General features: G+C 63.0%; 29 protein-coding genes. 14 read left to right on the forward strand and 15 right to left on the reverse strand.

Annotated features, from left to right (window positions below):
• Positions 1-9 precede the first annotated feature (9 nt).
• Positions 10-447 (reverse strand): thioredoxin TrxC, encoded by a 438-nt coding sequence (gene trxC, locus AC3CBN_RS11030; protein WP_488633075.1) that lies wholly within the window; start codon positions 445-447, stop codon positions 10-12.
• Between the two features lie 108 nt (positions 448-555).
• Here trxC and AC3CBN_RS11035 point away from each other — a divergent pair, with 108 nt between their 5' ends.
• A complete protein-coding gene (locus AC3CBN_RS11035) occupies positions 556-996 on the forward strand; it encodes a hypothetical protein (protein ID WP_488636718.1) in 441 nt (146 codons plus the stop codon).
• Positions 997-1,008: 12 nt separating this feature from the next.
• Here AC3CBN_RS11035 and AC3CBN_RS11040 read toward each other — a convergent pair whose 3' ends face one another.
• Together AC3CBN_RS11040 and AC3CBN_RS11045 are read right to left on the reverse strand one after the other, a co-directional pair.
• The gene (locus AC3CBN_RS11040) at positions 1,009-2,421 is read right to left on the reverse strand and encodes a tetratricopeptide repeat protein (RefSeq protein ID WP_488633076.1); all 1,413 of its coding nucleotides are present in this window, start codon (positions 2,419-2,421) and stop codon (positions 1,009-1,011) included.
• The gene (locus tag AC3CBN_RS11045; RefSeq protein ID WP_488633077.1) at positions 2,418-3,818 is read right to left on the reverse strand and encodes a glycosyltransferase family 2 protein; all 1,401 of its coding nucleotides are present in this window, start codon (positions 3,816-3,818) and stop codon (positions 2,418-2,420) included. The genes AC3CBN_RS11040 and AC3CBN_RS11045 overlap by 4 nt, the downstream gene beginning before the upstream one ends.
• A 506-nt stretch (positions 3,819-4,324) precedes the next feature.
• Between AC3CBN_RS11045 and AC3CBN_RS11050 the strand changes: the two genes are divergently transcribed.
• Positions 4,325-5,536, forward strand: coding sequence for a pilin (locus AC3CBN_RS11050; RefSeq protein ID WP_488633078.1), 1,212 nt, complete (start codon positions 4,325-4,327; stop codon positions 5,534-5,536).
• 47 nt (positions 5,537-5,583) lie between these two features.
• Here the strand turns inward: AC3CBN_RS11050 and AC3CBN_RS11055 are convergent, their stop codons facing one another.
• A complete protein-coding gene (locus tag AC3CBN_RS11055) occupies positions 5,584-6,348 on the reverse strand; it encodes an SH3 domain-containing protein (RefSeq protein WP_488633079.1) in 765 nt (254 codons plus the stop codon).
• Positions 6,349-6,439: 91 nt separating this feature from the next.
• Positions 6,440-8,311, reverse strand: a complete 1,872-nt coding sequence (locus AC3CBN_RS11060) for a 3'-5' exonuclease (protein WP_488633080.1) — start codon at positions 8,309-8,311, stop codon at positions 6,440-6,442.
• A 172-nt stretch (positions 8,312-8,483) separates the two neighbouring features.
• On the opposite strand from AC3CBN_RS11060, the gene AC3CBN_RS11065 reads away from it, so the two are divergent.
• Positions 8,484-8,948: a VOC family protein gene (locus AC3CBN_RS11065; protein ID WP_488633081.1), complete on the forward strand. Its 465-nt coding sequence runs from the start codon at positions 8,484-8,486 to the stop codon at positions 8,946-8,948.
• 1 nt (position 8,949) lies between these two features.
• On the opposite strand, the gene AC3CBN_RS11070 is transcribed toward AC3CBN_RS11065, so the two are convergent.
• Entirely contained in the window at positions 8,950-9,873 is a 924-nt protein-coding gene (locus AC3CBN_RS11070) for an oxygenase MpaB family protein (protein WP_488633082.1), read from the reverse strand.
• Between the two features lie 220 nt (positions 9,874-10,093).
• On the opposite strand from AC3CBN_RS11070, the gene AC3CBN_RS11075 reads away from it, so the two are divergent.
• On the forward strand, positions 10,094-11,215 hold the full coding sequence (locus AC3CBN_RS11075; RefSeq protein ID WP_488633083.1) for a 3-deoxy-7-phosphoheptulonate synthase: 1,122 nt from the start codon (positions 10,094-10,096) through the stop codon (positions 11,213-11,215).
• Here AC3CBN_RS11075 and AC3CBN_RS11080 read toward each other — a convergent pair.
• Together AC3CBN_RS11080 and AC3CBN_RS11085 are read right to left on the reverse strand one after the other, a co-directional pair.
• The gene (locus tag AC3CBN_RS11080) at positions 11,212-12,132 is read right to left on the reverse strand and encodes an intradiol ring-cleavage dioxygenase (RefSeq protein WP_488633084.1); all 921 of its coding nucleotides are present in this window, start codon (positions 12,130-12,132) and stop codon (positions 11,212-11,214) included. The two genes, AC3CBN_RS11075 and AC3CBN_RS11080, sit on opposite strands and share 4 nt — an antisense overlap.
• Positions 12,133-12,178: 46 nt before the next feature.
• Positions 12,179-12,604, reverse strand: coding sequence for an OsmC family protein (locus AC3CBN_RS11085; protein WP_488633085.1), 426 nt, complete (start codon positions 12,602-12,604; stop codon positions 12,179-12,181).
• A 153-nt stretch (positions 12,605-12,757) separates the two neighbouring features.
• Here AC3CBN_RS11085 and AC3CBN_RS11090 point away from each other — a divergent pair, with 153 nt between their 5' ends.
• The gene (locus tag AC3CBN_RS11090) at positions 12,758-13,033 is read left to right on the forward strand and encodes a GNAT family N-acetyltransferase (protein ID WP_488633086.1); all 276 of its coding nucleotides are present in this window, start codon (positions 12,758-12,760) and stop codon (positions 13,031-13,033) included.
• Between the two features lie 74 nt (positions 13,034-13,107).
• Positions 13,108-13,839: a DUF1345 domain-containing protein gene (locus tag AC3CBN_RS11095; RefSeq protein ID WP_488633087.1), complete on the forward strand. Its 732-nt coding sequence runs from the start codon at positions 13,108-13,110 to the stop codon at positions 13,837-13,839.
• 57 nt (positions 13,840-13,896) lie between these two features.
• On the opposite strand, the gene AC3CBN_RS11100 is transcribed toward AC3CBN_RS11095, so the two are convergent.
• A complete protein-coding gene (locus AC3CBN_RS11100; protein WP_488633088.1) occupies positions 13,897-14,379 on the reverse strand; it encodes a YajQ family cyclic di-GMP-binding protein in 483 nt (160 codons plus the stop codon).
• A gap of 63 nt (positions 14,380-14,442) precedes the next feature.
• Here AC3CBN_RS11100 and AC3CBN_RS11105 point away from each other — a divergent pair, with 63 nt between their 5' ends.
• On the forward strand, positions 14,443-15,666 hold the full coding sequence (locus tag AC3CBN_RS11105) for a BaiN/RdsA family NAD(P)/FAD-dependent oxidoreductase (protein WP_488633089.1): 1,224 nt from the start codon (positions 14,443-14,445) through the stop codon (positions 15,664-15,666).
• Positions 15,667-15,730: 64 nt separating this feature from the next.
• Entirely contained in the window at positions 15,731-16,618 is an 888-nt protein-coding gene (locus AC3CBN_RS11110; protein ID WP_488633090.1) for an NAD(P)-dependent oxidoreductase, read from the forward strand.
• Between the two features lie 170 nt (positions 16,619-16,788).
• On the opposite strand, the gene AC3CBN_RS11115 is transcribed toward AC3CBN_RS11110, so the two are convergent.
• Both AC3CBN_RS11115 and AC3CBN_RS11120 read right to left on the reverse strand, forming a co-directional pair.
• The gene (locus AC3CBN_RS11115) at positions 16,789-17,253 is read right to left on the reverse strand and encodes a YaiI/YqxD family protein (protein ID WP_488633091.1); all 465 of its coding nucleotides are present in this window, start codon (positions 17,251-17,253) and stop codon (positions 16,789-16,791) included.
• Complete coding sequence (locus AC3CBN_RS11120; RefSeq protein ID WP_488633092.1) at positions 17,250-18,131, reverse strand: PhzF family phenazine biosynthesis protein; 882 nt, start codon at positions 18,129-18,131, stop codon at positions 17,250-17,252. The genes AC3CBN_RS11115 and AC3CBN_RS11120 overlap by 4 nt, the downstream gene beginning before the upstream one ends.
• Positions 18,132-18,297: 166 nt before the next feature.
• Here AC3CBN_RS11120 and AC3CBN_RS11125 point away from each other — a divergent pair, with 166 nt between their 5' ends.
• The 4 genes from AC3CBN_RS11125 to AC3CBN_RS11140 all read left to right on the forward strand — a co-directional run bounded on the left by AC3CBN_RS11125 (position 18,298) and on the right by AC3CBN_RS11140 (position 21,416).
• Entirely contained in the window at positions 18,298-18,900 is a 603-nt protein-coding gene (locus tag AC3CBN_RS11125) for a rhomboid family intramembrane serine protease (RefSeq protein WP_488633093.1), read from the forward strand.
• Positions 18,901-19,013: 113 nt separating this feature from the next.
• Positions 19,014-19,763 (forward strand): histone H1-like repetitive region-containing protein, encoded by a 750-nt coding sequence (locus AC3CBN_RS11130; protein WP_488633094.1) that lies wholly within the window; start codon positions 19,014-19,016, stop codon positions 19,761-19,763.
• Positions 19,764-19,908: 145 nt separating this feature from the next.
• Positions 19,909-20,310: a hypothetical protein gene (locus AC3CBN_RS11135; RefSeq protein ID WP_488633095.1), complete on the forward strand. Its 402-nt coding sequence runs from the start codon at positions 19,909-19,911 to the stop codon at positions 20,308-20,310.
• A gap of 20 nt (positions 20,311-20,330) precedes the next feature.
• Positions 20,331-21,416: an aminopeptidase gene (locus AC3CBN_RS11140; protein WP_488633096.1), complete on the forward strand. Its 1,086-nt coding sequence runs from the start codon at positions 20,331-20,333 to the stop codon at positions 21,414-21,416.
• A 13-nt stretch (positions 21,417-21,429) separates the two neighbouring features.
• Here the strand turns inward: AC3CBN_RS11140 and AC3CBN_RS11145 are convergent, their stop codons facing one another.
• Positions 21,430-22,245, reverse strand: coding sequence for a cytochrome c (locus AC3CBN_RS11145; protein WP_488633097.1), 816 nt, complete (start codon positions 22,243-22,245; stop codon positions 21,430-21,432).
• Between the two features lie 333 nt (positions 22,246-22,578).
• On the opposite strand from AC3CBN_RS11145, the gene pncB reads away from it, so the two are divergent.
• Positions 22,579-23,769 carry a nicotinate phosphoribosyltransferase gene (pncB, locus tag AC3CBN_RS11150; RefSeq protein WP_488633098.1) on the forward strand — a complete coding sequence of 397 codons (1,191 nt, stop codon included), beginning with the start codon at positions 22,579-22,581 and terminating at the stop codon, positions 23,767-23,769.
• 147 nt (positions 23,770-23,916) lie between these two features.
• Here the strand turns inward: pncB and AC3CBN_RS11155 are convergent, their stop codons facing one another.
• The 3 genes from AC3CBN_RS11155 to AC3CBN_RS11165 all read right to left on the reverse strand — a co-directional run bounded on the left by AC3CBN_RS11155 (position 23,917) and on the right by AC3CBN_RS11165 (position 26,500).
• Positions 23,917-24,720, reverse strand: a complete 804-nt coding sequence (locus tag AC3CBN_RS11155) for a MetQ/NlpA family ABC transporter substrate-binding protein (protein WP_488633099.1) — start codon at positions 24,718-24,720, stop codon at positions 23,917-23,919.
• A gap of 71 nt (positions 24,721-24,791) precedes the next feature.
• Positions 24,792-25,472, reverse strand: coding sequence for a methionine ABC transporter permease (locus tag AC3CBN_RS11160; RefSeq protein ID WP_488633100.1), 681 nt, complete (start codon positions 25,470-25,472; stop codon positions 24,792-24,794).
• Entirely contained in the window at positions 25,469-26,500 is a 1,032-nt protein-coding gene (locus AC3CBN_RS11165) for a methionine ABC transporter ATP-binding protein (RefSeq protein WP_488633101.1), read from the reverse strand. Before AC3CBN_RS11165 ends, AC3CBN_RS11160 begins: the two co-directional genes overlap by 4 nt.
• A 136-nt stretch (positions 26,501-26,636) precedes the next feature.
• Here AC3CBN_RS11165 and AC3CBN_RS11170 point away from each other — a divergent pair, with 136 nt between their 5' ends.
• The gene (locus AC3CBN_RS11170; protein ID WP_488633102.1) at positions 26,637-26,798 is read left to right on the forward strand and encodes a hypothetical protein; all 162 of its coding nucleotides are present in this window, start codon (positions 26,637-26,639) and stop codon (positions 26,796-26,798) included.
• Positions 26,799-26,860: the final 62 nt, after the last annotated feature.

Genomic DNA, 26,860 nt, shown 5'->3' on the forward strand with positions numbered 1-26,860 from the left:
GAAACCCGCTCAGCCCAATGTATTTGCCAGGAACTGCCGTAGCTGCATCGGATTGAGCGCACCGGCCTGTCGCGCGATCTCGCGCCCATCGCGCAACACCATCAGCGTGGGGATGCTGCGTATGCCGAAACGCTGGGCGAGTGCCGGTTGCGCTTCGGTATCCACCTTGGCCAGTCGCAGTTGTGGCTCCAGACTGCGTGCCGCATCCGCGAAAACGGGAGCAAAGCTGAGGCAAGGGCCGCACCAGGGTGCCCAGAAGTCCACTACCACGGGCAGGTCGCCGCGGCCTGCGACGGCATCGAAGTTGCCGGACGTCAGTTCCACCGGCTTGCCTGCGAAAAGCGGCTGCTTGCAGCGCCCACACACCGGCTGTGCCTCGAGGCGCTCGGACGGCACGCGATTGAGCGCGCCACAGTGGGGGCAGGGGACATTCAGCGTGGTGGACATGACAGGCCTCGATGGCGAAGACTCGATGTCGCGTCAGATGGTGTTGGCGACGCCTTGAAACAAGGTGGAGGCACGTGCGGCATGAGCAATGGGAAGAACCGGACGTTCATGATTTTCCGTCCCTGGCACTTCATGGTCATGGCCGGTGCCTGCTGGACCCTGCCCAATAGCTTGCTGGGTTTGCTCGCGGGGCTGCTTTGTATGCCATGGGGTGCGCGCCTGCAGTGGCGGCAGGGCGAATATGCGCTGGCGTTTCGGCACATGCCGTGGCCTGGCGCGGGCGGCGCGCTCACGCTGGGCAACGTGATTCTGTATACCGGCGACGAACTGGATACCCCGTGCCTTACCTACGCCCATCGGGCCGGCCGCTGCCAGGAGCACGCCATTTCGCTCGCCGACCATGAGCGCGCGCACGTCTACCAGTACATGGTGCTGGGGCCGCTGTTCCTACCGTTGTATGCGCTTCATGGCGGCGTGAGCGTGCGCAACCGGTTCGAGCGTGCCGCCGATCGCTATGCACAGCATCGGAGCGGCTGGTGGCCTTGGTGAGGCCACACACCATCAGAGCGGGTAGCGCACAGCCAGGCTGACGCTGTTGCACCAGTAGCCGGAGCCGCCACCGTTTACCGACGCGGCGGAGCTTCGTCCCAGTTGCAGTTCCAGTCGTCCGTTGCCCGGTAGTCGCCCGTTGACTGACAGGCCGACCGTATAGACGCTCGCGCTCGCGCCATCGGTGACCTGTCGGCCAAGCGCAGCCACGCCGCGCAGCTTCCAGTCCGGGTTGAGGCTGTACACGCCTACGAGGCCGACTTGTGCCGTGCGGTAGTTGGCCGGATTGAAATAGACGCCACGGCTCGGAAGGCTGCTGTGAAAAATGCGCGCCGAGAACTCCGCGCCGATGGCGCCGCCTGTATCTGGAATATCGTAGGGACTGAGCAGAACGCGCAGAGTGCCACCGTCGCGGTGGTTGCCATCACTGAAATCCTGCCGGTAATACGTCGGCAGCACATACCAGCGTGCGGCGGGGCGAAAACTCGCGCCAACGCTGTAGACGTCGTAGATAAGCCGGTCAGCGATGGCGGTATCCGTGGGCAGCGGTGCGCGTTCGGCACCCGTCGACAGGCTGAAGCTGTCGCTGGGCTGCAACGTCCAGCGCGCTGTGCCTTGCAGGTAATGCCAGCTGCCACTATGGCCGGGGCCCAGATCGAGGTCGATGCGGTTGTCATCGCCAAGGTGCAGTTCGCCCAGCACGGAGAGGTCGTCGAGCCGACGTGGATCGATACCGTCATCGATGCGTGTGGTGCCCGCCGCCACACCCCAGCGCTGTGTCCAGCCCGACTGCTGCGAAGGGGCGAAGCGATACGCGGCGCCGATGTGCCAGGTATCCAGGCCGTCGCTGTCGTGGCTGTAACCGAAGCTACCTTCGAGCTGGGGCGCCAGCGCGAGATGGATATCGTCGCTGAGCAGCCGGTATTGCGTGGCCAGGTAGCCTTGCGTCGCCGGTGCGGACGTTGCATCCAGATAGCGAACGCTGCGTTCCTGCCAGTCCAGCGATTGTGTGGCGCGCATCAGTTCGACGGTGGGTCGTGTTTCGCCCAGTGCGTAGGGCGCCACCAGGGCGTAGGCCGCGCGCGGGTAGTCTTGCGCGTTGAGCGCCTGGGCGAGTCCGGTATCCGCCGCTTGTTGTGCCGATGTATCCGCGGCCTGCGAGCGCGCGATGCGGAAGGCTTCTTCCGCGGCCGGATATTGGCCCAGCCATAGCGCAGATTGTCCCAGCCCCATGGCCGCGGCGTAGCGATCTTCGGCGGATCCGTCCGGCTGCGCGAGCGCCGTGGCGAACAGCGTGCGTGCCTGTTCAGGGTGATTGTCGGAAAGCGCGGAGCGACCCGCCTGAATATCGCTGGCCATCGACGCGGTTTGCGCGTGCGCCGCGGGCAACAGCAATAGCGCAAGCAGCGAGAGCCGCCGTTTCATTTCGTCCCCCAGCGCTTGCGCGTCCTCAGCAACTCGGCCACGTAGCCCATCACGCAGCCCGGTTGCAGCACGATGCCGTAGAACAGCGTGTACATCATCAGGCCAAACGCGTTATGGCGAACCGTGAGGTTCTGTTCGCGAAACATGCGCGACTGAATCACGTACATCAGGTAGTTCACTAGGCCCGCCATCGGCAACACCAGCAGGGTCATCGGCCCCGCCAGCCAGTAGATGCCGAAGCAGGCGAGCAGCAAGCCGGGAACGAAAACCAGCGTGTAGACCAGATCCATGTACGGGAAAAGCAGGTTCCACCAGATGAACAGCGTGCTCATGCGACGGTGGAACAGCAGGCTGCCGTGCGCCTTGAATGCCTCGATCAGGCCGCGTGACCAACGCTGGCGTTGGCGGATGAACTGGCGAAGCGTGGTTGGCGCATTGGTGAAAGTGATCGCGTCCTCGCAATAACCGACACGATGGCCTTCACGCAGAATGGCCCAAGTCAGCACGATGTCCTCGCCCACACATTCCGGCCAGCCGCCCACGACGCGCAGGATGTCGGTGCGATACAACGAAAACGCACCCTGCGCCACCAACGTGCCCTGGAACAGGCTCTGCAAACGCTTCACCGCGGCGATGCCGTGGAAGTAATCCCACTCCTGCATGCGCGTCACCAGGTTCTGCCGGGAGTTGCGCACGAGCACGGCGCCAGCGACGGCTACGGTGTTCGGAGGATCACTGAGATAGCGCTCCACCAGTCGACGCAGCGCGCAGCGATAAAGATACGAATCGCCGTCGAGCGTGATGGTCAGCGGATACGAAGCCTGGCGCAGGCCGACGTTCAATGCCTTTGCCTTGCCGCCGTTGCACTTGAGGTCGATGACATGCAGCCATGGAAAGGACACGCTGCGCAGCCGTTCCATGGTGGTATCGGTGGAACCATCGTTGATCACCAACACTTCGATGGGCGAGGGGTAGTCCTGCTGCGCGATGCTGGCGAGCGTGCCGAGGATCGAATCCTCTTCGTTGTAGGCCGCGACCAGGATCGTGATGCCGGGCAGGTCGCTGTCGGCGAAGTGGGACCGCCGAGGCCGGCGATCGAGCAAGAGGCCCACCACCAGAAATGCATTCATGAAGCCGGGAAGGATCGCGATGCCGAAGATCACCAGGTGAGCGAAAACTGCGCCGACCAATCCGGTAAGGTCGTGAATCCAGCGCTGCGCCAATGTGTAGGAAAGCGCAGCCCAGGCGAGTGACGCTGCCAGGGTGAGCGCGAACTTGAAGCGCACGGAGAGATAGCGCCAGCGATGCACACGGCTGTCATTGGCGGCCACCGGAGGCAGAAGCTGGGGCCTCGGTTTGGATGGCTGATCCAGCCAGTCTTGTGCATTGATGCTCATCGATACTCCTGGCGGCAGGGGCGTTTGCCGGGGCGAACTTTCCCGTCCGCCGAAAACGTTTCCGGTCGGGAGGCGCTTGTTCGAAGTGATGCCGGCTTGCAACGGCGGTTGACGTGGACGTGCTGTTTCCCCTGCTCCTGTGGTTGAAGGGGCAAGAGTCATGCCATGGCCCGTTTGGGCGCGTTTCTCGGCCTTGCAGGGCTCTTGTGCGCTGTCGAGCCAAAGAAATGGGCTGGATGCGGCGTGTTGAGGCGAGCGTTGAGGCCGCATAGCGACGCGTGATGTCAATGCGTGACAAAAAAAGCGTGGCTTTCCCGTCTCGCGCTACGTGAGTTTGGCAAGGGTCGCTGATGCCCTGGCTGCCTGCTTTATTGGCGCTTTGGAGCGCATCCGGCCGGCGACGATGACGTTGGTTCCACGCGGTCGCAAGACGGCTGGCGCTGGCGGCGAGCGCAGCCCTAGACTCCCGCTGCGCACTGGGAGTGCGCTATCCAGGGGGAAATGAAGTGGTCAATGATCTCGTCTATCGTAACGAGACGACGCTGCGTGCCATTGCGCTTGTGTTGTCCATAGTCATCTGGGCGCTGCTGCTGGTGGGCACCGTCGGTGTCTTGCTGATTTACCTGTTGCTGCTTGCGCTGTTCTCCGTCGTGGTCCATTCCGCCTTGATCGCACACTTGCGCGGCAATGGCATCCGCATCAACTCGCGTCAGATGCCCGATTTGTACCAGCGCCTGTATGACTGCACGCGGCGGCTCGGCATGCACGAAGTGCCAGAGGCATACCTGGTCAACGGCAATGGCGTGCTCAACGCCTTCGCTACGCGGTTTCTTGGTCGCAACTTCGTCGTTCTGCTGTCGGATGTGGTGGACAGCATGGAAGATCGACCGGGAGCGCTGGATTTCTACATCGGCCACGAATTGGGTCACCTGCGGCGTCATCATCTGACTTGGTCGAAGGTGCTGGCACCCGCGCTGTTTCTTCCGTTGATCGGCGCGGCTTATTCGCGCGCCCGCGAGTACACCTGCGACCGTCACGGCCTCGCCGCCTGCGAACGTCCAGAGGACGCTCAGTACGGGCTGGTTGCGCTGGCAGCGGGAAAGCGACGCTGGCGCTCGGTGGATCTGGCGGACTACAGCGAAAGCGCCGCCGCCGCACCGGGCTTCTGGATGTCGCTGCATGAACTGGTGGGCGATTATCCGTGGCTCAACAAACGTCATGCCTGGCTGCGTGCGCTCGCCGAACAGCGCGCACCCAAGCTCGGTGCGCGCAATCCATTGGCCTATCTGATTGGCTTGATATTGCCGCGCGTCCCTGGACTCGGCATCGGCGGTGGTCTTGTGGTGATCGCCTATGTGGCGATTCTTGCCGCCATCGCCATCCCTGCTTACCAGGATTACGTAAACCGTGCGACGGTGAGTGTTGCGATGACCGACAGCTCACCCTATCGCACGGCTATCGCCGAGTACGGCATGAGTCACCGGGCCTGGCCCAGTTCACTGGATCAGCTGGGCGTCGCGCCGTTCGCCGGAGACGCGCAGGTGGCCACCATCAATCTGGGGGAGAACGGCGTGCTGACGGTCGAATTCGTGAAGCCGCCGCTTCACGGCAAAGTGCTGGAGCTGACGCCGTTTGTACGGGGCCGGACCATCGAGTGGTCCTGCGGGGGCGATATCGCGCCGAAGTGGTTGCCAGCGACTTGCCGTCCCGCACCGTAGGCGGGCGAGGCCGGAGGTGCGTCGCGCCTCCGGCATGCGGCTAGTGCTTAGTGATCTCCGCTGCCAGCCGGTTTGGGCTGGGGCTGATGTGACGGGTGGTGATTGCCGCCCTGGTTGGGAGGACGTTGACCATTTCCCGACGGACGATGGTCGCCTTGGTTGGGCTGGTGTTGACCGTTCCCCGGCGAACGATGATCGCCCTGGTTGGGCGGACGTTGACCGTTCCCCGGCGAATGATGGTCCCCCTGGTTCGGGGGACGATGGCCGCCTTCCGGTGGCCGGTTTCCGGACGTCGGAGGACGATTTCCAGGGTGGGGTGGCGGACGATGCCCCGGAGCCGGCGGCCGATAGCCGGAGCTCGGTGGACGATATCCCGATCGATAGCCTGATGGGCGCGGCGGCGGGCGTGGCGCATAGGGCCGGCCGTACCAGTAGTCGCGGTTCCGGTAGAACGGCCTGCTACGGTAGTAGTTATCCCAGTACAGGCCGATCGAGAAAGCGACCACCGGAATACCGATACGCGCGCCGTAATCGGCGACGATCACCGGCTGGCTCTGATAGGTGTATTGCACGAACGTACCGGCCACCCAGCCGCGCGTGCCCATCGTGATCACATCGCACCAGCCCCAGCCCTCGGTGCATCCCTGGATGGCTACGGGCGTGCCGGCTGGCAGTTGCGCAATCGTGGGATAGCCAGGATCGGGGCCGGCGTACAGGTCGACATAGGCGGTGACAAACCCGCTGACGCCCTGCGCAAAAGCAGGGCAGGCGATGCCCAAAGCAAGCAGGATCGAGCAGAAGAATTGCTTCATCATCGTCCCTCCGGATATGCGACCCGATGAGACTGCCCCGGTGCAAAGATGCCGTCAATGGCGCGCGTGTGCTTGCTGCTTCAGGTCTTCCCTAGGCAATCGCCGCCAGTTGTCCCTGCACTTCGTTGATGGAATTGCGGATACGGTGGCTGAACATCGAATCCTCATGGTGAATCAGCACCAGTCGTTCGGTGGCTCGCGTCATGGCGACATAGAGCAGGCGCGCCTCATCGGCTTCGTCCTTGCCCGGTTTGGGCAACGAACCGAGGCCAGGGATGATGACCAGCGGAAACTCCAGGCCCTTGCTGGAGTGCATGGTGATCAGTTTCACCGTGTCCTCCACCACGAACAGCGAACTCTTGCCGTTGCCCTCGGCCAGGCGACTGGGAATACTTTCCCGCTGCAACGCCTCTTGCAACTTCTCGCCCTCCCAGCCATTGCGGAAGATCACCGCCATGTCGGAAAGGGGCCGGCCGCTGGCATGTTCTTCACGCAGTCGCTGAATGATCGCCGGCAGCTGGTCCTCCATGCGTTCCACGCGAATGAGTTCAGGCAACGCACCGCGACGACCCGCGCTCTGCGGCGCGATCAGTGGCACGCCGTCGTCGTCTTCGCTGCGCTCGCGCAATAGCTCATTGGCGAAGCCGCGCGCGACGGAGAGGATTTCCAGCGTGTTTCGATAATTGAGCTTGAGGATGGTGGTGCGCCCCTGCGCCTGCACGCCGAGGCTTTTCCAGCTGATCTTCTTGCGATTGGCCTGGCCGTAGATGTTCTGCGCGTCGTCGTACAACACCAGCAGCGAGTTGGTGTTGGGATCGATCATCTGCACGATCAACTTGTACCAGTCGGGTTCGAAGTCGTGGCCTTCGTCGACCAGCACGGCGCCGTACTGGAAACGCGGAATCTGCCCACTGTCGACACCGGCGATCACCGCGGGCGGCAACTCCTCGGCGAAATGCGGACCATCGGCCGGAAGCGGCACGTGATAAGCGGTGAGCATGCTGCGGCACCACTTGTGGAAGTTGTATACCTGCACCTTGTCGCTCAGGCCGCGCTCGCCCATCAGCTGGTCCAGCCGTGCGGCCAGCGTGTCGTTGTAGCAGAGCACCAGGATCGGCTTGGACAGGGTGCGCGCCAGTTCCATCGCGCGAAAACCCAGGATCATCGTCTTGCCGGAGCCGGCCACGCCGTGAATGATGCGGTGCTCGTCGCCCAGTGAGCGCGCCAGCAGTTCCTGCTGCGCGTCCATCACCGTGATCAGGTCGGGGATTTCCAGTGTCTTCGCGCTGCTGCGTTCACCTTGGGCGAACAGGCCAAATTGGCCCTCGCCAGCTTCCACGCGGATTTCCGGGAACAGATGCCAGCGTACGCGATCAATCTGCGGCAGCGTCAGTGCGGCAGGGAACACCTGCGGGAACATCGCCCATAGCCGCTCCTGAAAAGCCTCGGGTTCCACCGATTCGTACATTTCGTCCTGGCAGATCACCAGGTGCGCAGGAATGGCCGCTTCAAGCTGACCGGCTTCGAATTGCTTGCGGCTGATATTGGCCAGCACCACGCCGTAGCCCCACGGCATCAGCAGCTTGCCTTCGTAGTGATGGCCCGGCGGGTAGCGCAATGCCGGATCGCGCTGCAGCACCTTGTGGATCTCATTGGCGCAGTCGCGTGCCTGCATCAGCGGGTTGTGCTCCTTCACGCTGCTGCTGCCAGTAAGCAAGGTGAACAGCGTGCGATCGGCTTGCTGGATCGTGTCGGGCTTCCAGTCCTTCACCTCCAGCACCAGCAAACCGCGACGCGGGTGGAACACGATGAAGTCGGGGCAGCGCTGCCTGGGGCCGATCGGCACGTCGTACCAGAGCAGGTAGTCGCCCTCGAGCTTCTGTTCCAGGCGCTCGGACAAGCGCTTCTCGCCGCTGGTCATGAGCGACAGGCAGCTGTTTCGGGATGGAATGAGTGTCGCCACCTTGGCCCCTTGGCGTTCCGGTCCGGGCGACGTTAGCCGATCGGCGTGGGGTGTCAATCTCGACGCAAATATCAGCCTTGCCCGGCAGACAGCAGGGCTAGGATTTTCTCCAAGACACCGGCGCCTGCCCGGCGTAGCTTGCTCAGGGTCCAGTCCCGATTGGAGTCATGCAATGAACGGCCAGGCGACGCAAACCATCCATGAAGTGTTTCCCTACCTGCGTGTGCGCAACGCCGCGGCCGCGCTGGATTACTACCAGCGGGTGTTCGGTGCACGGCTTCGCCTGCGCCTCGATGAGCCCGGCACCGGACGCATTGGCCACGCGGAGCTGGAGCTTGGGCCTGCCGTGGTGATGGTGTCGGATGAATACCCCGAGCACGGCATTGTCGGCCCGGAGAGCATCGGTGGCACCAGCGTGTCGATTCACCTGCACGTGGACAATGCCGATGCGATGCTGGCGCAAGCGGTGGCGGCCGGCGGGACACTCCTGCGTCCCGCGACGGATGCGTTTTATGGCGAGCGCGGCGGCACAGTGCGCGATCCGTTCGGCCACGAGTGGCTGATAGGGCATAGCATCGAAGACGTCAGTCCGGAAGAAATGCAGCGTCGTTACAACGCCTTGATGGCCAGCGCATAGCTCAATGCCAGTACTGCAGCGAGTCGGCCGACGTGCCGACTCGCGCGCAAGCATGGCTGGCGATGCCGTCATTCAACGCGAGCCGGAATATCGGCGCTACGGACCACAGGGCCCGCGCCGAGAGGCTGGCCTGCGCACGTTGCAGTGGCGTACGTCCCAGCAGCGCCTCGGCCCAGGTGGGCAGCAGGGCCGCCCCTGCCTGCAGAAACACGTCGCGCGACAGTCCTGCCACGGGTACCGGCAAACGTACTCGTGAGAGCACGTCGAGCACCTCGCGCGAACGCCCACTGAAGGCCAGTTCCGACCGCACTTGTCTGAAGTACGTGTTGATCTGCGCCTCCGTCGCCGGCACGGCGCGCGCGCCCAGCGCCTCGGCAACGCGCCTTACCTCGTCGTAGTACCGATCGGCTGCGTCTGCGGGTAGATGGACGTGGCTGTAGCGGCGATAGCCTTGCAGAAAACTGTAGGCCTCAGTGACGTGAACCCAAGTCAGCAGGTGCGGATCGTCGGCGGCATATGGACGTCCATCTTCGGCGACGCCGCGCACTTGCGAGTGGATGGTGCGCACCCGCTCGATCAATGCCAACGCCTGTTCGCGCGGTGCATACGTTGTGCCGCTGACAAACGACGTCGTGCGGCGCAGTCGGCCGATCAGATCGTCACGGAAGTTGGAATGATCCCACACGCCAGCCAGGACCAGCGGATGCAAGGTCTGCAACATCAGCGCCGCGAGGCCGCCGGCGAGCATGCCGGGGAAATCCGAATGCACTCGCCAGGTGGCGCTCTCTGGGCCGAACAAGCCGGGATCACCAGCAGGATGATCGTAGTCGACATGGCCACCGCCACCGCGCGGAAAGGCGCTCAGCACCCAGCGACGGATGGGTTCGCGCGCGGGCAGTGCGATGAGCTTCCATGGAGTGCGCATGACAGGAGTGTATCGCTTGGTTTCAATTGCATCCTTTGCATGCACGAAAAGCCTGTGTTATCTCTAGCGCCCATGACCTTCCACACCGCCCGCCAGTATTTTTGGTATTTCGGCTATCCGATGCCGCTGGCGGAGGGTTGGTCTCGATTGTCATAACGACAAGACACCATTCCCAAAAAAGGCCGCCAGCCACCACTGGCGGCCTTTTTTATGGTCGCCAATGGCACCCCACCAGGAGACCAACGTGAACCCTTCCACTGACGATCTGCGCATTCGCGCCATCACCAGGCTCAGTACGCCTGCCGAGGTGATGCGCGGTTGCGTGATCAGTGCGCGCGCCGCCCATACCGTGAGCGCATCGCGCCTGGCCTTGCATCACATCCTCGCCGGCACCGACGACCGCCTGGCGGTGGTAATTGGCCCGTGCTCTATCCACGACACGGCGGCGGCGCTCGAATACGCCGAGCGTCTGGTGGCGCAGCGCAAACGCCACGCATCGGAACTGGAGATCGTGATGCGCGTGTACTTCGAAAAACCGCGCACGACGGTGGGCTGGAAAGGCATCATCAACGATCCGGATCTGGACGGCAGTTTCCAGATCGACAAGGGTCTGCGGCTGGCGCGCGGCCTGCTGCGCGACATCGCCGAGCTGGGTGTTCCCGCCGGCTGCGAGTTCCTGGACATGATTACGCCGCAATACATCGCCGACCTGGTGGCGTGGGGTGCGATCGGTGCACGTACCACCGAGAGCCAGGTGCATCGCGAGCTGGCTTCAGGGCTGTCCTGCCCGGTGGGTTTCAAGAACGGCACCGACGGCAACGTAAAGATTGCCGTCGACGCGGTACAGGCAGCATCGCAACCGCACCATTTCATGGCAGTGACCAAAGACGGCCAGACGGCCATCGCGGCAACGACGGGCAATGAGGACTGCCATGTGATCCTGCGCGGGGGCAAAACGCCCAACTACGATGCAGCCAGCCTGGAGGCTGCATGCAAGACCATTCGCGGCGCCGGTCTCGATAGCCGCGTGATGATCGACGCCAGCCACGCCAACAGCGGCAAGCAGCCGGAAAACCAGCCACGCGTGGTGAACGATATCGCTGCACAGCTGGCGAGTGGCGAGCGGCGCATTGTGGGCGTGATGGTCGAAAGTCACCTCGTTGGCGGTCGCCAGGAACTGATGCCCGACCGGCCACTACGTTATGGCCAGAGCATCACCGATGGCTGCATTGATTGGGATGCATCGGTCGATGTGCTTGAGTGCCTCGCGCAAGCGGTACGCGCACGCCGCGCCGCGGGACAGGGAGCGCAGCGTGGCGTACGTGTGGCAGCTGGCTGCTAGCTACGGCTTTCGCGACTCGGCGCGCTGGGATCAGCGGCGAGTGTCAGGTGCGCTACCTGTGCGCCACCTTCGGTGGACAGTGTGGCCAAAGACTCACTGCCGTGCTGGGTCGCATAGACGTTGTCCTCGGCCAGCGTGGTGCGCGTGACTCCATCTCGCCGATAGGGCGCACCGGCCATGGCTGCCAGACTCACTGCCTCGGGAAAGAAAAGCTGACCGGTGTATATCACCTGGCCGCCGCGATAATGTCCGTCCTGCATCTGTCCACCCACGTGCAGTTTCAGATGGATGTGATTGCAGCGACCCGCGTAGTAGCCAGGGAAAATGGTTTGAAACGCCACCTGGCCGCGAGCATCGGCGATCTGCACGCCGCGCAGGAAAGTCAGTGCGTCGGTGGCCGCGCTCTTGGGTGGTGCGCCATGCATCGGGCCGTTTGCACCAGGCGGTGAACCCGGAGGCATATCCTGAGGCGGCGGCCCGGGAGGTGCGCCCAGCGGCGGTCCTATGCCAGGTCCACCAGGAGACATCGCGGTGAAGCCCGAGTACAAGCCTTGCGCATCGCAGTGCCAGATTTCCAGCGCAGTACCGCTCAGCGGGCGACAGGTGCGGCTGTCCAACACCTCGAAACGCAGCGTCAACGGAAGGCCCGGTTTGCCTTCCGTCACGTCCTGTCGCAACAGCGAACGGTCGAGGTAGTACGGGCCTTCGGTTTGTTCCGCGCTCAAGCGGCACGCATGGCGTCCATCAGGCAGCGCGCGTGCCATGCGGGAAAAGGGTACAGCGGCGAAGCCGCCCAGGCACAGGTGCAGAAAGCGGCGCCGATTCCAGGTGATCTTCACTACATGTCCTGAGCGATGAGGGAACGCCATGCGCGCATGACTCATCGTCGAACGTCCGTGCGACGCGAGGGATGACATGCGTGGAGGTGCGTTCTCCTTTCCACCGGCCGAACATGCGGGACGTTCAGCCTTCCAGTTGGGCATCCAGATGGATGGTCGCCCTCAGCACTTTCGATACAGGGCAACCCGCCTTGGTGGCCTGCGCGATCTTGTCGAAGGCATCGGTATCGATGCGTGGAACATGCGCGCGGCAGGTCAGGTCCACTGTGGTGATGGCGAAGCCGTCGCCGTCCTTGTCCAGCGTGACCACCGCCTTGGTTTCGATATGCGTCGCGACAAAACCTGCCTGCTCCAGGCCAGCGGCAAGCGCCATGCTGTAGCAGCCCGCATGCGCCGCGCCGAGCAACTCTTCCGGACTGGTGCCGGGGCCGTCCTCAAAACGGGAGCGGAAACCGTAAGGGGCGTCATGCAGCACGCCCGTGGCGGTGGATACCGTACCGGAGCCTTCCTTCAGGCCGCCTGACCAGGTAGCGGAAGCGGTCTTTTTCATGGCAATACCCTCGCCCCAAGCGACAGTTGGTCGGGGGAGTCTGCCGAAGGGGGCATGCAAGAAATGCGAAAGCCGACCGTTGAACCCTTCACACAAGGTTCGCTGCCGGATGCATTACGCTTGCGCGCCGACGTTCCGCCCCGTGAGTGTTTCATGTTCGCCGAGATCAATCACAATTCAAGGACGCATCGCTTTGAGGTCAAGGTCGATGGCGTCCCCTGCGTGCTCGACTACACGCTTGCCGATGGCGTGATGACCATCACCCACACCATCGTGCCGTCGGCAGTTGGTGGTCGTGGCATCGCCTCCAACCTTGTGCGCACAGCGCTGGACATGGCGCGCGAGGAACACTGGAAGGTTGACCCGGCCTGCTCGTATTCCGAGATATGGATGAGGCGGCATCCCGAGTACCAGGACCTGCACGTCTGAGGCATAGCCGGCCATATCGGCATTAAGATGCGCCATGCCCGATGCCGGGTCTTGGGAGAAACCGTCTTGACCGCATGCCGTACGTCGCCCATGAGGGCGGACGCTTGAACGCGCCGGACGAAAAGGGCACGCCGCCCGCACCCAACGAACCGCGCCAGTGGATTCCATTCCGCAATCTGCGAGCGCGCCCGCGACTGACGGTCTCCGCCTTGATCTTTCTGGTGGTCGGGTTGACGCTTTGGCAAGGCTTTCACCTGAAGTCAGCCAGGGCCCTGCTGCTGGGCTTCGACCTGGCTGTGCTTGTTTACCTGCTGTCGCTGACGTTGCTATTCAGGCAGGCCAGTACGCCCGAACTGATGCGCAGCCAGGCACTCAAGCAGGATACCGGCCGGTGGGGCGTGCTCTGGAGTGCCATGGCATTGACCGTTGTGGTGTCGCTGGCGTTGACCACCGAGCTGAGCGCGACACATGGCGGCGGCATACAGGCGCTGTTGATCGCAGCGTCCAGCATCGTGCTGTCGTGGCTTTTTCTGAATGTGATGTTCGCGCTGCACTACGCGCACGGTTACTACGGTGACTTCGGCAAAAAGCACGAGGGGCTGGAGTTTCCCGGAACGCCTCACCCCGACTATTGGGACTTCGCGTATTTCGCCATTGTGATCGGCATGACCTTCCAGGTCTCAGACGTGCAGATCACCAGTCGTTACCTGCGACGCGTGGCTCTGCTGCACAGCGTGATCGCGTTCTTCTTCAACGTGTTCATCATTGCGATCAGTGTGAATGTCGCGGCGGGGCTGATGGGGTAGCGCCGGCCGCTCTCGTCATTCCAGTCGCGGCCGGAATGACGAGGTAATGTGGCGTAATTAATCGCGGAAATTGTCGAACTGCAGTGGCAGCTCCACGTCGGCCTTGCGCAACACGGCCATCGCGTCTTGCAGGTCATCGCGCTTCTTGCCAGTGACACGCAGTTTGTCGCCGTTGATCTGCGCCTCGACCTTCAGCTTGGCTGCCTTCAACGAGGCGACCAGTTTCTTGGCGACCGGCTGTTCGATGCCCTGCTTGACGGTGACCTTCTGGCGGGCGCCGCCAAGGTTGGTTTCCGGATCGGACACGTCCAGCGCGCGGATGTCGATCTTTCGCGAGGTAAGGCGGCCGCGCAGTATGTCCAGCATCTGCTCCAGCTGGAATTCGCTGGGGGCAGTCTGGGTAATCACGAACTGGTCCAGCTCGAACTTTGCGTCGGTGCCCTTGAAGTCGAAACGGCTGGTCAACTCCCGGTTGGCCTGGTCCACGGCGTTGGTCAGCTCGTGCTTGTCGACTTCGGAGATCACGTCAAAGGAAGGCATGGCGGCGGTCCGGTGCATATGGGAAGCCCGGAGTTTAAGCGATGTGACGCCAGCTGGCGGATAATGCGCTGCTTATGCGATGGAGCAGGTCATGACAGCGGTGCGCGCGTGAAGGTGGATGTGTTGGTCATCGGTGCCGGCGCGGCGGGCCTGATGTGCGCCATCGTGGCGGGGCAGCGCGGTCGCAGCGTGCTCGTCGTCGACCACGCCAACAAGGTCGGCAAGAAGATCCTGATGTCCGGCGGCGGCCGCTGCAATTTCACCAACATGGGCGTAACGCCGGCCTGCTATCTCTCGGCCAACCCGCACTTTGCCAAGTCCGCGCTGGCGCGCTACACGCCATGGGATTTCATCGCGATGGTGGACAAACATCGCATTGCCTACCACGAGAAGGAACTCGGGCAGCTGTTTTGCGACGAATCTTCCAAGCTGATCGTGCGCATGCTGCTGGAGGAGTGCGCGCAGGCCGGTGTGCGCATCGAGACCAGTTGCGGTGTCGAGCGCGTGCGCAAGACGGAGGAGGGCTTCAGCGTGTTCACCGCGCGAGGCGAGGTGCATGCGCAGTCGCTGGTGGTGGCCACAGGCGGCCTTTCCATTCCCAGCATGGGTGCCACCGGCTTTGGCTATGAACTGGCAAAGCAGTTCGGGCATGCCGTGCTGCCGATCCGAGCGGGCCTTGTGCCGCTGACGCTGAGCGGAAAACACCAGGAGCGTTACCAGGATCTGTCAGGCGTCGCGCTGCCATTGGTTGAAGCGCGCGTAGGCAAGCAGGCTTTTCGCGCCGGCATGCTGTTCACGCATCGCGGCGTCAGTGGGCCAGCGATCCTGCAGATTTCATCCTACTGGCAACCAGGCGACGACCTTCGTATCGACTTGCTGCCCGAGATGGACGCCGGTGCATGGTTGCAGGGACAACGCGCATCGCGGCCGGCGGCTGAATTGAAGAACGTGCTGGCCGATGTGTTGCCACGACGCCTTGCGCAGCGGATGTGCGAGCTGTGGTTCGAGAGCCGTCCCATGCGCCAGTATCACGAGGCGGAATTTGCGAACATCGGCGCGCAATTGAACGATTGGCCGATCATCGCCAGCGGCACCGAAGGTTATCGCACCGCCGAGGTGACGCTGGGTGGCGTCGACACCGATGGACTCTCCTCATCCACCATGCAATCGAAGCTGGTGCCGGGCCTGTACTTCGTCGGCGAAGTGGTGGACGTCACCGGTTGGTTGGGTGGCTACAACTTCCAGTGGGCGTGGGCATCGGGCCGTGCAGCGGGTGAAGTGGTCTGATTTCGCGTGCGCTGAACGTATGGCGTGATCCACTTGATGCGCTTTGTTGTCTGGAGGCAGTCGCATGAAAGTTGGTTTTATCGGCATGGGCGCAATGGGCAGCGCCATGGCCAGCAATCTGATCAAGGCAGGTCACGAAGTCACGGTATGGAACCGCTCGCCCGGTGCCACCGAGCCGCTGGCCTCGCTGGGCGCCAAGGTGGTGAAAAGCGCGGACCGCGCGGCGCAGGGCGACGTGCTGTTCAGCATGCTCGCCAACGATCAGGCCGTGCGCGACATTTTCTTTACCGGCGGTCTACTCGATGGCATGGACAAGGGCACGGTGCACGTCAATCACGCCACGATTTCGGTCGCACTGGCGAGGGAAATGGCCGTGGAGCATGCACGGCGCGAGATCGACTATGTAGCGGCGCCGGTGTTTGGGCGTCCCGACGTGGCCGCCGCGGGCAAGCTCAACATTCTTGCTGCTGGCAAGGCCGGCGTGATCGAGCGCGTACGCCCGCTGCTGGAAGCGATGGGCAGTCGCGTCTGGCCACTGGGCGACGCACCGGAAAGGGCCAACGTGGTGAAGATCGCCGGCAACTTCATGCTCGGCGCCGCCATCGAAAGCATGGCCGAGGCCTCGGCGTTGGCTCGGGCCCATGGCGTGAGCGCCGCCGATTTTCTTGAGGTGATGACCAGCACACTATTCGCCGCGCCGGCTTATCAGGGCTACGCAAAACTTATCGCGGAGCAGCGCTACACGCCTGCGGGCTTCGCCTTGCCGCTGGGCTACAAAGATATTGGACTGGCGCTGGTTGCTGCCGATGCCACCCGAGTACCGCTGCCGCTGGCCAGCTTGCTTCATGACTGTCTGCTTGAGGCACTGTCGGCGGGCGATGAGGACGTCGACTGGTCGATCATGGCGCAGGTGGCCGCGCGGCGCGCCCATCTGGACGAACGCCAGCTCTAGCACTTTGCCTCATCTCCCCCTTAGGGCGACCCGAAGGTAGTCCCCGTGGGAGAGAGGATTGAGGTGAGGGGCGGGTGCTCGCTGGAAAGTTTCTACAAAGGCGCTTTGAAGTAACGGCGTCGCAAGATTGCCCCCTCACACCAGCCCTCACCCAAAAAGGGGAGAGGGAGTTAGGCGCGGCGACGACGCATCAGCCACTTGTCCAGCTGGTTCGCGAATGCCTGTTTGTCCCGCGCATGAAACGCTGCGGGGCCACCCGTGTCGACACCAGCGCCTCGCAGTTCATCCATGAAATTGCGCATGCCAAGTCGCTGGGCAATGGTCTCTGCGGTATACAGCTCACCGCGCGGATGCATCGCCAGCGCGCCTTTCTCGATCACGGCTGCAGCGAGCGGAATGTCCTGTGTCACCACCAGGTCATCCGCGGCGACGCGCTGCACGATTTCGTTGTCGGCGACATCGAAGCCGCCGGGCACCTGGATGGAGCGCACGAAGCGCGAGGCCGGCGTGCGCAGCCACTGGTTGGCAACCAGCGTGACATTGACTTGTTCGCGCTCGGCGGCGCGAAAAAGCACTTCCTTGATCGCCACCGGGCAGGCGTCGGCATCTACCCAGATTTGCGATTGAGCGTTCAATCGTGGCCGTTCCAGTGCAGCATGCCGTCGATAATGGTGTTGGTGCGACCACCGATCCACAAGGCGTCGCCATCGATGCGCACGGTGAGGCTGGCGTCGTAGCCGATCTCGCGACCCTGGCTGACCGTGTAACCGCGGGCCAGTGGGCCGTGTGGTTCCGCATGGGCGATATAGGCAGCAATCAGGCCGTTGGCGGCACCGGAAGCCGGGTCTTCCACCAGGCCGACGCCAGCGGGCAAAGCGCGCACCACCAGCTGGTAGTCGGGGTGAGCACTGCGTGCAAACACGCACAGGCCCAGGCTGTCGGTGGCGTGTGCCAACGCGCCGATGGCTGCGTGGTCGGGTTGCCAGCGCCGAAGGCCCGCTTCGTCAGCGCATTCGGCCAGCCACCAGTGGCGCCCGCCGGCCACGAAAGCAGGCGGCAGCGTGCCCAGCTCGATGCCGGCCAGTGCGGCGTGAAGCAACGGATGTGCGTCGCGGCCGGTTTTCTCTACGGTTGCGTGGGGCGATTTCAACAACAGTTGGCGCGTTTCGCCGTCGCCTTCGACACGGATGGGCAGCACGCCTGCACCGCATTCCTGCCACAGCACACCGTCGACCGGTGTGGCCGCGCCGCACAGCAATACCGCGTGCGCGCTGCCAATGCTGGGGTGGCCAGCGAAGGGGATTTCCTTGTGCGGCGTGAAGATACGCACGCGATAGCTGGCATTCGCCTGAGTTGGCGGCAGCAGGAAAGTGGTCTCTACGAGGTTGGTCCAACGGGCGAAGGCTTGCATGCGGGCCTCGCTCCAGCCGGTGGCGTCAGTGACGACGCCCAGATGGTTGCCGCCGCCAGGCGTGGCGGCAAAGACGTCCAGATGCAGATAACGGATCGACATGGGCTTGGGTCAGCCGGCGTGGGGGAAAACGCGTGGAGGCGCGAATGATAGTGCGGATCGGCGGCCAGTGCCCGCACTTTGACCGCGCGCGATGTCGACAAGCGGGCGCCGCGCCGCCAAGATGCGGGTTCTTTGTCACCGCCTTCGGGCCCGTACGGAATACTGCATGATCACGCTGGTCATCATCGCCATCACCTGTGTCGTCTCGTTCATGGCGTTCAACAACGCCCGTCTGATGAATGATCTGATCCTGTGGCCGCCAGCCATTGCGCGCAGCCGCGAATACCACCGGCTGGTGACCTACGGCCTGGTGCACGCCGACTTCAACCATTTGCTGTTCAACATGATCACGCTGTTCTTCTTCGGTCGCGTGATGGAGAACTTCTACACGGTGCGGCTGGGCATGCTCGGCTTTGCGCTGTTTTATATTGCGGCGCTGGTGATTTCGATCCTGCCTACCTACCTGAAAAACCGCACCAACTCGAACTATCGCAGCCTGGGTGCTTCCGGTGCGGTGTCGGCGGTGCTGTTTTCCTACATCCTGCTGGCGCCGTGGTCGCGCATCATCGTGTTTGTGCTGCCGATGCCGGCCATCATCTACGCCGTGCTTTACGTGGCCTATTCGATCTACATGGATCGGCGCGGACAGGGCAACGTCAACCATAGCGCGCATCTGTGGGGCGCCGCATTCGGCATTGCCTTCACGCTGTTGGTGCGACCCGAAGTGCTCTCGCACTTCCTCGGCGAGCTGGCGCAGCCGCGCTTTTAGGCACGAAGAAAAGCGGGCTCGCTCACCCGAGATACATCTTTGCGGTGCTACTCATCGTCTTGCCTGGCGTGCAGGGCGTCGGGCTTTTTCGACCACCGCAGGAGTGAATACGCATGGCAACGACGCGCAAGCCGGCCGCGAAGAAATCCTCGGCCAGAAAAGCAGCCACCCGCAAAAGCACCCGCAAGACCGCCGCCCGGAAAACCGCCGCGAAATCGACCGTACGCAAGACCGCACCTCGCAAGAGCACAGCACGTAAGGTAGCCGGCAGGAAGGTGGCGGCCCGCAAGGTGACTACGCGCAAGACCACCGCCCGCAAGGCTACGGCCAGCAAGAAATCGACACGCAAGGTCGCCCCAAAACGACCCGTTGCTCGCAAGGCAACTGCAACCAAGAAGGTTGTGAAGAAGGCGGTGAAGAAGGTCGTACGCAAGGCGTCCACCAAAACGACGGCCAAGAAGGCCGCTCCACGCAAGACCGTCGCCAAATCCGCCGCGCGCAAGGTCGCTGCCAAGAAAGTTGGATCCAGCACAACACGCAAAACCGCCACCAGGAAGGTCGCACCCAAGACGCCTCGCAAGTCGGCTACCAGGAAGCCTGCGGCCGCACGTCCCCGCGCGCAGGCGCCACGCAAAGCCACAAAACGACGCATTACTCCCCAGGAAGCTGTAGCCCATATCCAGGCACTGCTCGAAGCCAAGCAGGATCGCGTCAGGCAGGGTCCCACCTGGCCAGGGGCGGACCAGTTTCCATCCGGCGAACTGGGTAGCAACGGCGCTGGCGGTAGTCCCAGCCTGGGCGTGTCCAGCGAAGCCGTCTATGGCCACATTCGCCAGCCACCCGAGCGCAGCGGCCACGGTTGAGCGGGGCGGCGGAACGCACCGCCGTTCCCGGCTTCGCGACGCGCATGGCTGGCAGGTAAATTTCCCCCAGCCATGCGCGTTGCATTCAGTGATTGCTCAACGGACCGGGTCCAGAGTGGTGTTGTCGTCCCTTGAGGTTGCGGCCATGAAACGCGTGCTTGCCGGTCTTGCCTTGGCGGTTGCCACCGCAGCGTTATCCGGTTGTTACTACGACCCGGGCTACAACTACGTGCGACCCGTGGCCACCTATGGTGGTGGCGATGCGTACTACGGCACCGGCACGTACTACGCACCCAACTATTACTACCCGAGCTACGGTTATTACGGTGGCTATGGCTGCTGTTACGGCCCGGCCGTGAGCGTGGGCATCGGCGGAATCTGGTACGGCGGCGGCGGCGGGCATTCGCACTACTACGGCCATGGTGGTTACTACGGCCACGGCGGCTACTACGGTCATGGCAGCTATAGCGGTCATGGCAGCTACAGCGGTCGCGGCAACTGGCACGGCAATCGTGGCAGCTGGAGTGGCCACAACAACGGCCACTGAAGTCAGGGCACAATCGCGGCATGAGGTTGTCCGCCTTCATGCCGCCAGCCGGAAAAATCCTTGGGCCCATCGTGCTGTCGACGATGGGCTTCATGCTTTCTGCCTGCAGCACGATGGGTTACTACGCCCACGTGGCACAAGGGCAGGGTGCGCTGGTGCTGCACAGTCGCGACGTGGCTGCGGTGGTTGCCGATCCGGCCACCGACCCTTCGGTAAAGCAGCGATTGGCACTGGCTCAACAGGCCCGGAGATTTGCGACCACGCAGCTGGGGTTGCCTGATAACCGCAGCTACACCAGCTACGTGCAGCTGGACCGCTCCTACGTCGTGTGGAACGTATTTGCGACGCCGCGTTATTCCATCGCGCCGGTGACGCATTGCTTCCTGTTTGCCGGCTGTGTGGCCTATCGGGGCTACTTCTCGCGCGATAAGGCCAACAGCGAGGCAGCGCGGCTGCAGGCGGAAGGTGACGATGTCTACGTCGGCGGTGTGCCCGCCTATTCGACGCTCGGCTGGTTCTCCGACCCCATCCTCAGCAGCATGATGCGCTGGGACGATGACGAACTCGCCGGCACGATCTTCCACGAGCTGGCCCATCAGCTGGTCTACGTGAAGGACGACAGCGCTTTTAACGAATCCTTCGCAAGTTTTGTGCAGGAAGAGGGCGTGCGCGAGTGGCGGCATTCGCGTGGACTTTCTCCGCAGGACGAACGCGTCAAGGCGATGGACGATGGGTTCACCCGCCTGGTGCTTGATCTGCGCGATCGCCTCAAGTCGCTGTATGCCAGCGGTGTCGATGAGCCCTCGATGGCTTCGGGCAAACAGCGCGAGATCGACGATTTTCGTACGAGCTACGCCCAATGGCGCGCACGCGAGTGGCCGCACGATCACCGCTATGACACCTGGGTCGCGGGAACGATCAACAATGCGCGACTGCTTCCGTTCGGGCTCTACGATCACTGGACGCCAGCGTTCGCCGCACTGTTCACACAGGCCGAGGGGCAATGGCCCGCGTTCTACGCCAGCGTGCGACAGTTGGCCAAACTACCGCAGGTGCAGCGCGAGCAGGCTTTGCAGCAATGGCTTGCGGCCAGCGGGCAGCCTTGAGCGTGGCCTACCCTCAGGGCTGTACCTTGCGCCCGGCCATATGCCGCAAGTAGGCCAGTAGCGCGTTCAGCTCGTCGTCGGACAACGCCTGGCGATCGAAACCGGGCATGCGTGCCTGCGGCCAGTGCCGCAGCGACTGTGGGTCGCGGATATAGGCGCGCAACAGGTCTTCGCGCAGATATTCGGTGGGGTTGTGCGGGATGTTGAGGTCCGGCCCCAGCCGCGCATCGCCCTGGCCATTGAGCGTGTGACAGGCGAAGCAGGTGCGTTGGAATATCGCGAAGCCGCGACGGATCTCGCCGTCCGGCTTCAGGGCGGAGTCGGGCCGGATACCCGGGAAACGCTCCGCCACTGGCGGCAGGCGCCGTATGTTCGCCAATTGGTAGGGCCACTGTTCGGGGCTGATCCTCATGGCCTGGGGATCGGTCCACACGACGTAGAACGGGCCTGCGCCGCCCTTGGCTTCGGCGAGCGGCGGCCAGGGTCTGGCCGGCTCCTCGATCGCCAGCCAGGCCTGCGAGCCATGCGCGCGCAGTATCAGGGCGGCGGGAATCTCCGCTGCGAAGCCATCGGTGGCCACGAACAGCAAGGCGTCGTCAGCGCCTGCGCCCTGCAGCAGGGCCTTGAGCGGTACGGCGCGATACTGCATGGCGTGCTTGAACGCCACATCTTCTGGAATCGCGATGGTGCGCGCATCGCTGCGGGCGAGCAGCTGTGCCGTGGTGTAGGTACGTATGCCGTGGCCGGTATCGATCGTGAGCTCGGCTGCCCGCAGGGGCAGGGCAAGGCACATGGCCAGCAGGCACAGGCGACGCAGCAGCGAAGGCATCGGGCGTTCCGGTCGGAAAAGGTGGCTGATTGTAGGGGTGGCCGCCAGCTTGCTAAAAGCTGAACGAAACCGGCGGCGGCCTTGAACTAGATCAAGGCAGACCACACTAAGAATCCGTATCGCCGTGACGGCGACAAGAAGTGGTGCAGCTTGATCGTGCCACTGGGGGGTCGGTCCTTTTCCCCTCTTTGTTTGAGACCGGCCTGACAAAACCTCGGTAGTCCCTCCCCTGACTACCGAGGTTTTCATTTGCCTGTCGCCAGCGTCGTGCTCGCACCGTGGGCGCCAAGGCGGGGATAATCAAGGTATTCCCCCGTGCCGCGTGAGCGACTGATGATCGTCACCTCCCTGCTCGACACCGACCTGTACAAGTTCTCCATGATGCAGGTGGTGCTGCATCACTATCCAGCCGCCCATGTCGAGTACAAGTTCAAATGCCGCAACCCGGGCATCGACCTGGTGCCCTACATCGACGAGATCCGTGCCGAGCTCAATGACTTGTGCACGCTGCGCTTCACTCCCGACGAGCTGAACTATCTGCGCGGCTGGCGCTTCATCAAGAGCGACTTCGTCGATTTCCTCGGTCTGTTCCAGCTCAATGCCAAGTACGTGGAGATCCACCCCGCGCAGCAAGGGCCGGGCGAGATCGAGATACGCATCCGCGGGCCCTGGTTGCACACCATCCTGTTTGAAGTGCCACTGCTGGCGATCGTCAACGAGGTCTATTTCCGCAACACGCAGCCCGGGCTGGATTTGTCCGAGGGGCGTCGCCGCCTGCGCGAAAAGATCGCCTTGCTGCGTGACAGCGAAGGCTATGAAGTCTGCAGGATTGCCGACTACGGCACGCGACGTCGTTTCTCCCGTCAATGGCACGAGGAAGTGGTGACCACCCTTCACGAGGGACTGGGATCGCAGCTGGCCGGCACCAGCAACGTGTGGCTGGCAAGAAAACTGGGTCTGACGCCGCTGGGCACGCTCGCGCACGAGTACCTGCAGGCGCACCAGGCGCTTGGTCCACGTTTGCGCGACTCACAGGTAGCTGCCCTGGAAGCCTGGGCCAAGGAATATCGTGGCGACCTCGGGATTGCGCTGTCCGATGTCTACGGACTCAGCGCTTTCCTGCGCGACTTCGACATGTACTTTTGCAAGCTGTTCGATGGCACACGGCACGATTCGGGTGATCCATTTGCCTGGGGCGAGCGCGTGCTCGCGCACTACCGCGCCAATCGCGTGGACCCACGCAGCAAGGTATTGGTGTTCAGTGACGGGCTAGACATCCCGAAGGTGATGCGCCTGTACCAGCACTTTCACGGTCGTTGCCTACTGGCCTTTGGCGTGGGGACCAACCTCACCAACGACGTGGGGCCGGAGGCATTGCAGATCGTGATCAAGATGATTCGTTGCAACGGCCAGCCCGTGGCGAAGATCAGCGATACGCCAGGCAAGAACATGTGCGAGGACAGCGCCTATGTGGCGTACCTGCGACAGGTGTTCGAGATTCCGGTGGAGTCTGAGATTGCGTGATCTGCCTCCTCTCCCCTTCGGGGAGAGGATTGAGGTGAGGGGTGGGTGCTCGCTGGAAGGTTTCTACAAAGCCGCTTTCGACATAACGGCATCGCAAGATTGGCCCCTCACCCCAGCCCTCTCCCCGGAGGGGAGAGGGTGCAAGATTTAGAACGCCGGCAACACCGCGCCCTGGTACTTCTGCTCGATGAACGCTTTGATCTCAGGGCTGGTTAGCGCCTTGGCAAGCTTCTGGATGCGCGGATCGTTCTTGTTGTCCGGACGCGCCACCAGGTAATTCACGTACGGTGATTCCTTGTCCTCGATCAGCAGCGCGTCCTTGGTGGGATTGAGACCTGCCGCCAGGGCGTAGTTGGTGTTGATCAGCGCCAGGTCCACCTCGTCCAGCGTGCGCGGCAACATGGCCGCTTCCAACTCGCGAAATTTCAGCTGCTTCGGGTTGGCCGTGATGTCCTTGAGCGTGGACAGCTCGTTGGAAGGATCTTTAAGCGTGATCAGGCCATGTTTGGCAAGCAACAACAATGCGCGACTGTTGTTGCTGGGATCGTTGGGCAGGGTGACCGTGGCGCCATCCGGCAGCTGGTCGATCGACTTGATCTTGCGCGAATACGCGCCGAACGGCTCGATGTGGACGCCGGTAACGATGGTCAGGTTGGTGCCGCGTTCGCGGTTGAATGCATCGAGATAGGGCCCGGTCTGGAAGTAGTTGGCGTCTACCGCCTTTTCCAATACCTGCGCGTTGGGCTGCACGTAATCGGCGAATACCTTGATCTCCAGGTCCACGCCTTCCTTCGCCAGGATCGGCTTGACCTGTTTGAGGATTTCCGCGTGCGGTACGGCCGTGGCAGCCACAACCAGCTTCTGCCCACCGACATCGCCACCGCCGGAACTGGAGGGCGAGCAGCCCGCCAGCAGGAGCAGGGCGGCAAGAACGGCAATCAGTTTTTTCATGGCGGCGGAAGTCTTTGGTGCGGTGCACCAGAATAGCCGTCCATACCGCCGAATGCAAAGGCGACTTTCGGTCAGCGTTGGGTATAGCGCGCCACGATACGGTCGCCCAGCATCTGCAGTAGTTGCACCAGCACGATCAGCAGCACCACGGTCACCAGCATGTAGTCCGACTTGTAGCTGAGATAGCCGTAACGGTAGGCGAGATCGCCCAGGCCACCCGCGCCGATCGCACCGCCCATCGCGGTATAACCCACCAGCGCAATGGCGGTGACGGTGATGCCGGCCATCAGGCCGCCTCGCGCCTCCGGCAACAGCACGTGCCGCACAATCTGCCAGGTACTTGCACCCATCGCCTGACTGGCTTCGATGACGCCACGCTGCACTTCGCGCAGCGCGGTTTCCACCAGGCGTGCGAAGAACGGCGCCGCGCCGATCACCAACGGCGGAATCGCTCCGCGGATGCCCAGCTTGGTTCCCACCAGCACATAGGTGAGCGGCATCAGCACGATCATCAGGATGATGAAGGGAATCGAGCGAAGCACATTCACCAGCAGCGACAGCGCCGCATACAACTTGGGCATCGCGCGCAACTGGCCCTTGCCGGTGAGATACAGCAGCACGCCCAGCGGCAGGCCGATCACCACGGTAAGCAGCAGTGATCCGCCGAGCATCAGCAGCGTGTCGATGCAGGCATGGCCGATTTCGCTCCAGTCGTCGATGTTCGGAAACAGGCTTTGCATGGGCGAGCTCATGAGCGGTTCTCCAGCGGCGAGGTAGTGATTTCCTCGATTTCGATGCCAGCCTTGCGCAGGAAGGCCAAGGCGTCGTCCACGCGCTCGCCCTGCATGGCGAGGGTGAGCTGGCCGTAGGGCAGATCCTTGATGCGGTCAATGCGGCCGGCCAGGATGTTGAAGTCCACGCCGGTCTCACGTGCTACGCGACCCAGCGCAGGCGTCCAGGTTGCTTCGCCACGGAACGACAAACGGAGAATGCGACCCGGCACGTGCGAAAACGGCGTCTGCTCGCCGGCGGCTTCCTCGGGCAGTGCCTCGTTGACGAAGCGACGGGTGGTCGGGTGTTGCGGGTGCAGGAATACGTCGGCCACTGTGCCGCTTTCCACGATGCTGCCGGCATCGAGCACAGCCACGCGGTCGCATACTCGGCGCACCACATCCATCTCGTGAGTGATCAGCACGATGGTGAGCTTGAGCTCGCGATTGATCTCGGCCAGCAGATCGAGCACCGAGGCCGTAGTTTGTGGATCGAGTGCACTGGTGGCTTCGTCGCACAGCAGGATCGAAGGGCGGTTAGCCAGTGCGCGTGCAATGCCCACGCGCTGTTTCTGACCGCCGGATAGCTGCGAAGGATATTTGTCGGCGTGCGCACTCAAGCCCACGCGCGCCAACAGTTCGTTGACGCGCTGTCGAATAGTCGCCGCGTCGTGTTTGCCGGCCAGACGCAGCGGGAAAGCGACGTTCTCGGCCACTGTTTGCGAGGACAGCAGGTTGAAGTGCTGGAAGATCATACCGATGCGTTGGCGCTGCTGGCGAAGCTGGGCTTCCGGCAGCGCCGTCATGTCGGTATCGCCGATCAGGATGCGTCCGCCGCTGGGACGCTCGAGCAGGTTGATCAGACGTATAAGCGTCGATTTCCCCGCGCCCGAATGACCAATGATGCCGAACACCTCGCCATCGGCGATGTCGAGACTGAAGGGCTGCAGGGCGGGAATGTCCTTGCCGTCAACGCGGTAGGACTTGTGGACGGATTGAAATCTGATCACGGGATACCTTCGTGCAAACCGGAGGCGTCAGCCTGGGGGCGGGGCCGGCAGCTCCGGCGCTGCCAAGCATAAGGCAAGTGACTAGCCGATGGCCCCGAGGACGGCAAAAGGCGGCCTAAGTTTGGCCGGCGGTGGCGTGACCGGCATGCATTGCACCGGCATGGCCGTCGCGGTGTTCGCACCCGGCGCATATGGTTCGCCGACCAGCAAATTGAGTGATGCATGGGCCATCCTCGGACTGGTGATGGCGGGCACGGCCGTGGTGAGCCTTTCGCAGTGGTGGGTGCTGCTCAGGTGAAACGATGCGCCGTTGTGATGGCATGGGATTAGACTGGACTTCTCTTCCCGAGGGCATATCGA

It is taken from the genome of Dyella sp. OK584 (genome assembly GCF_057787755.1).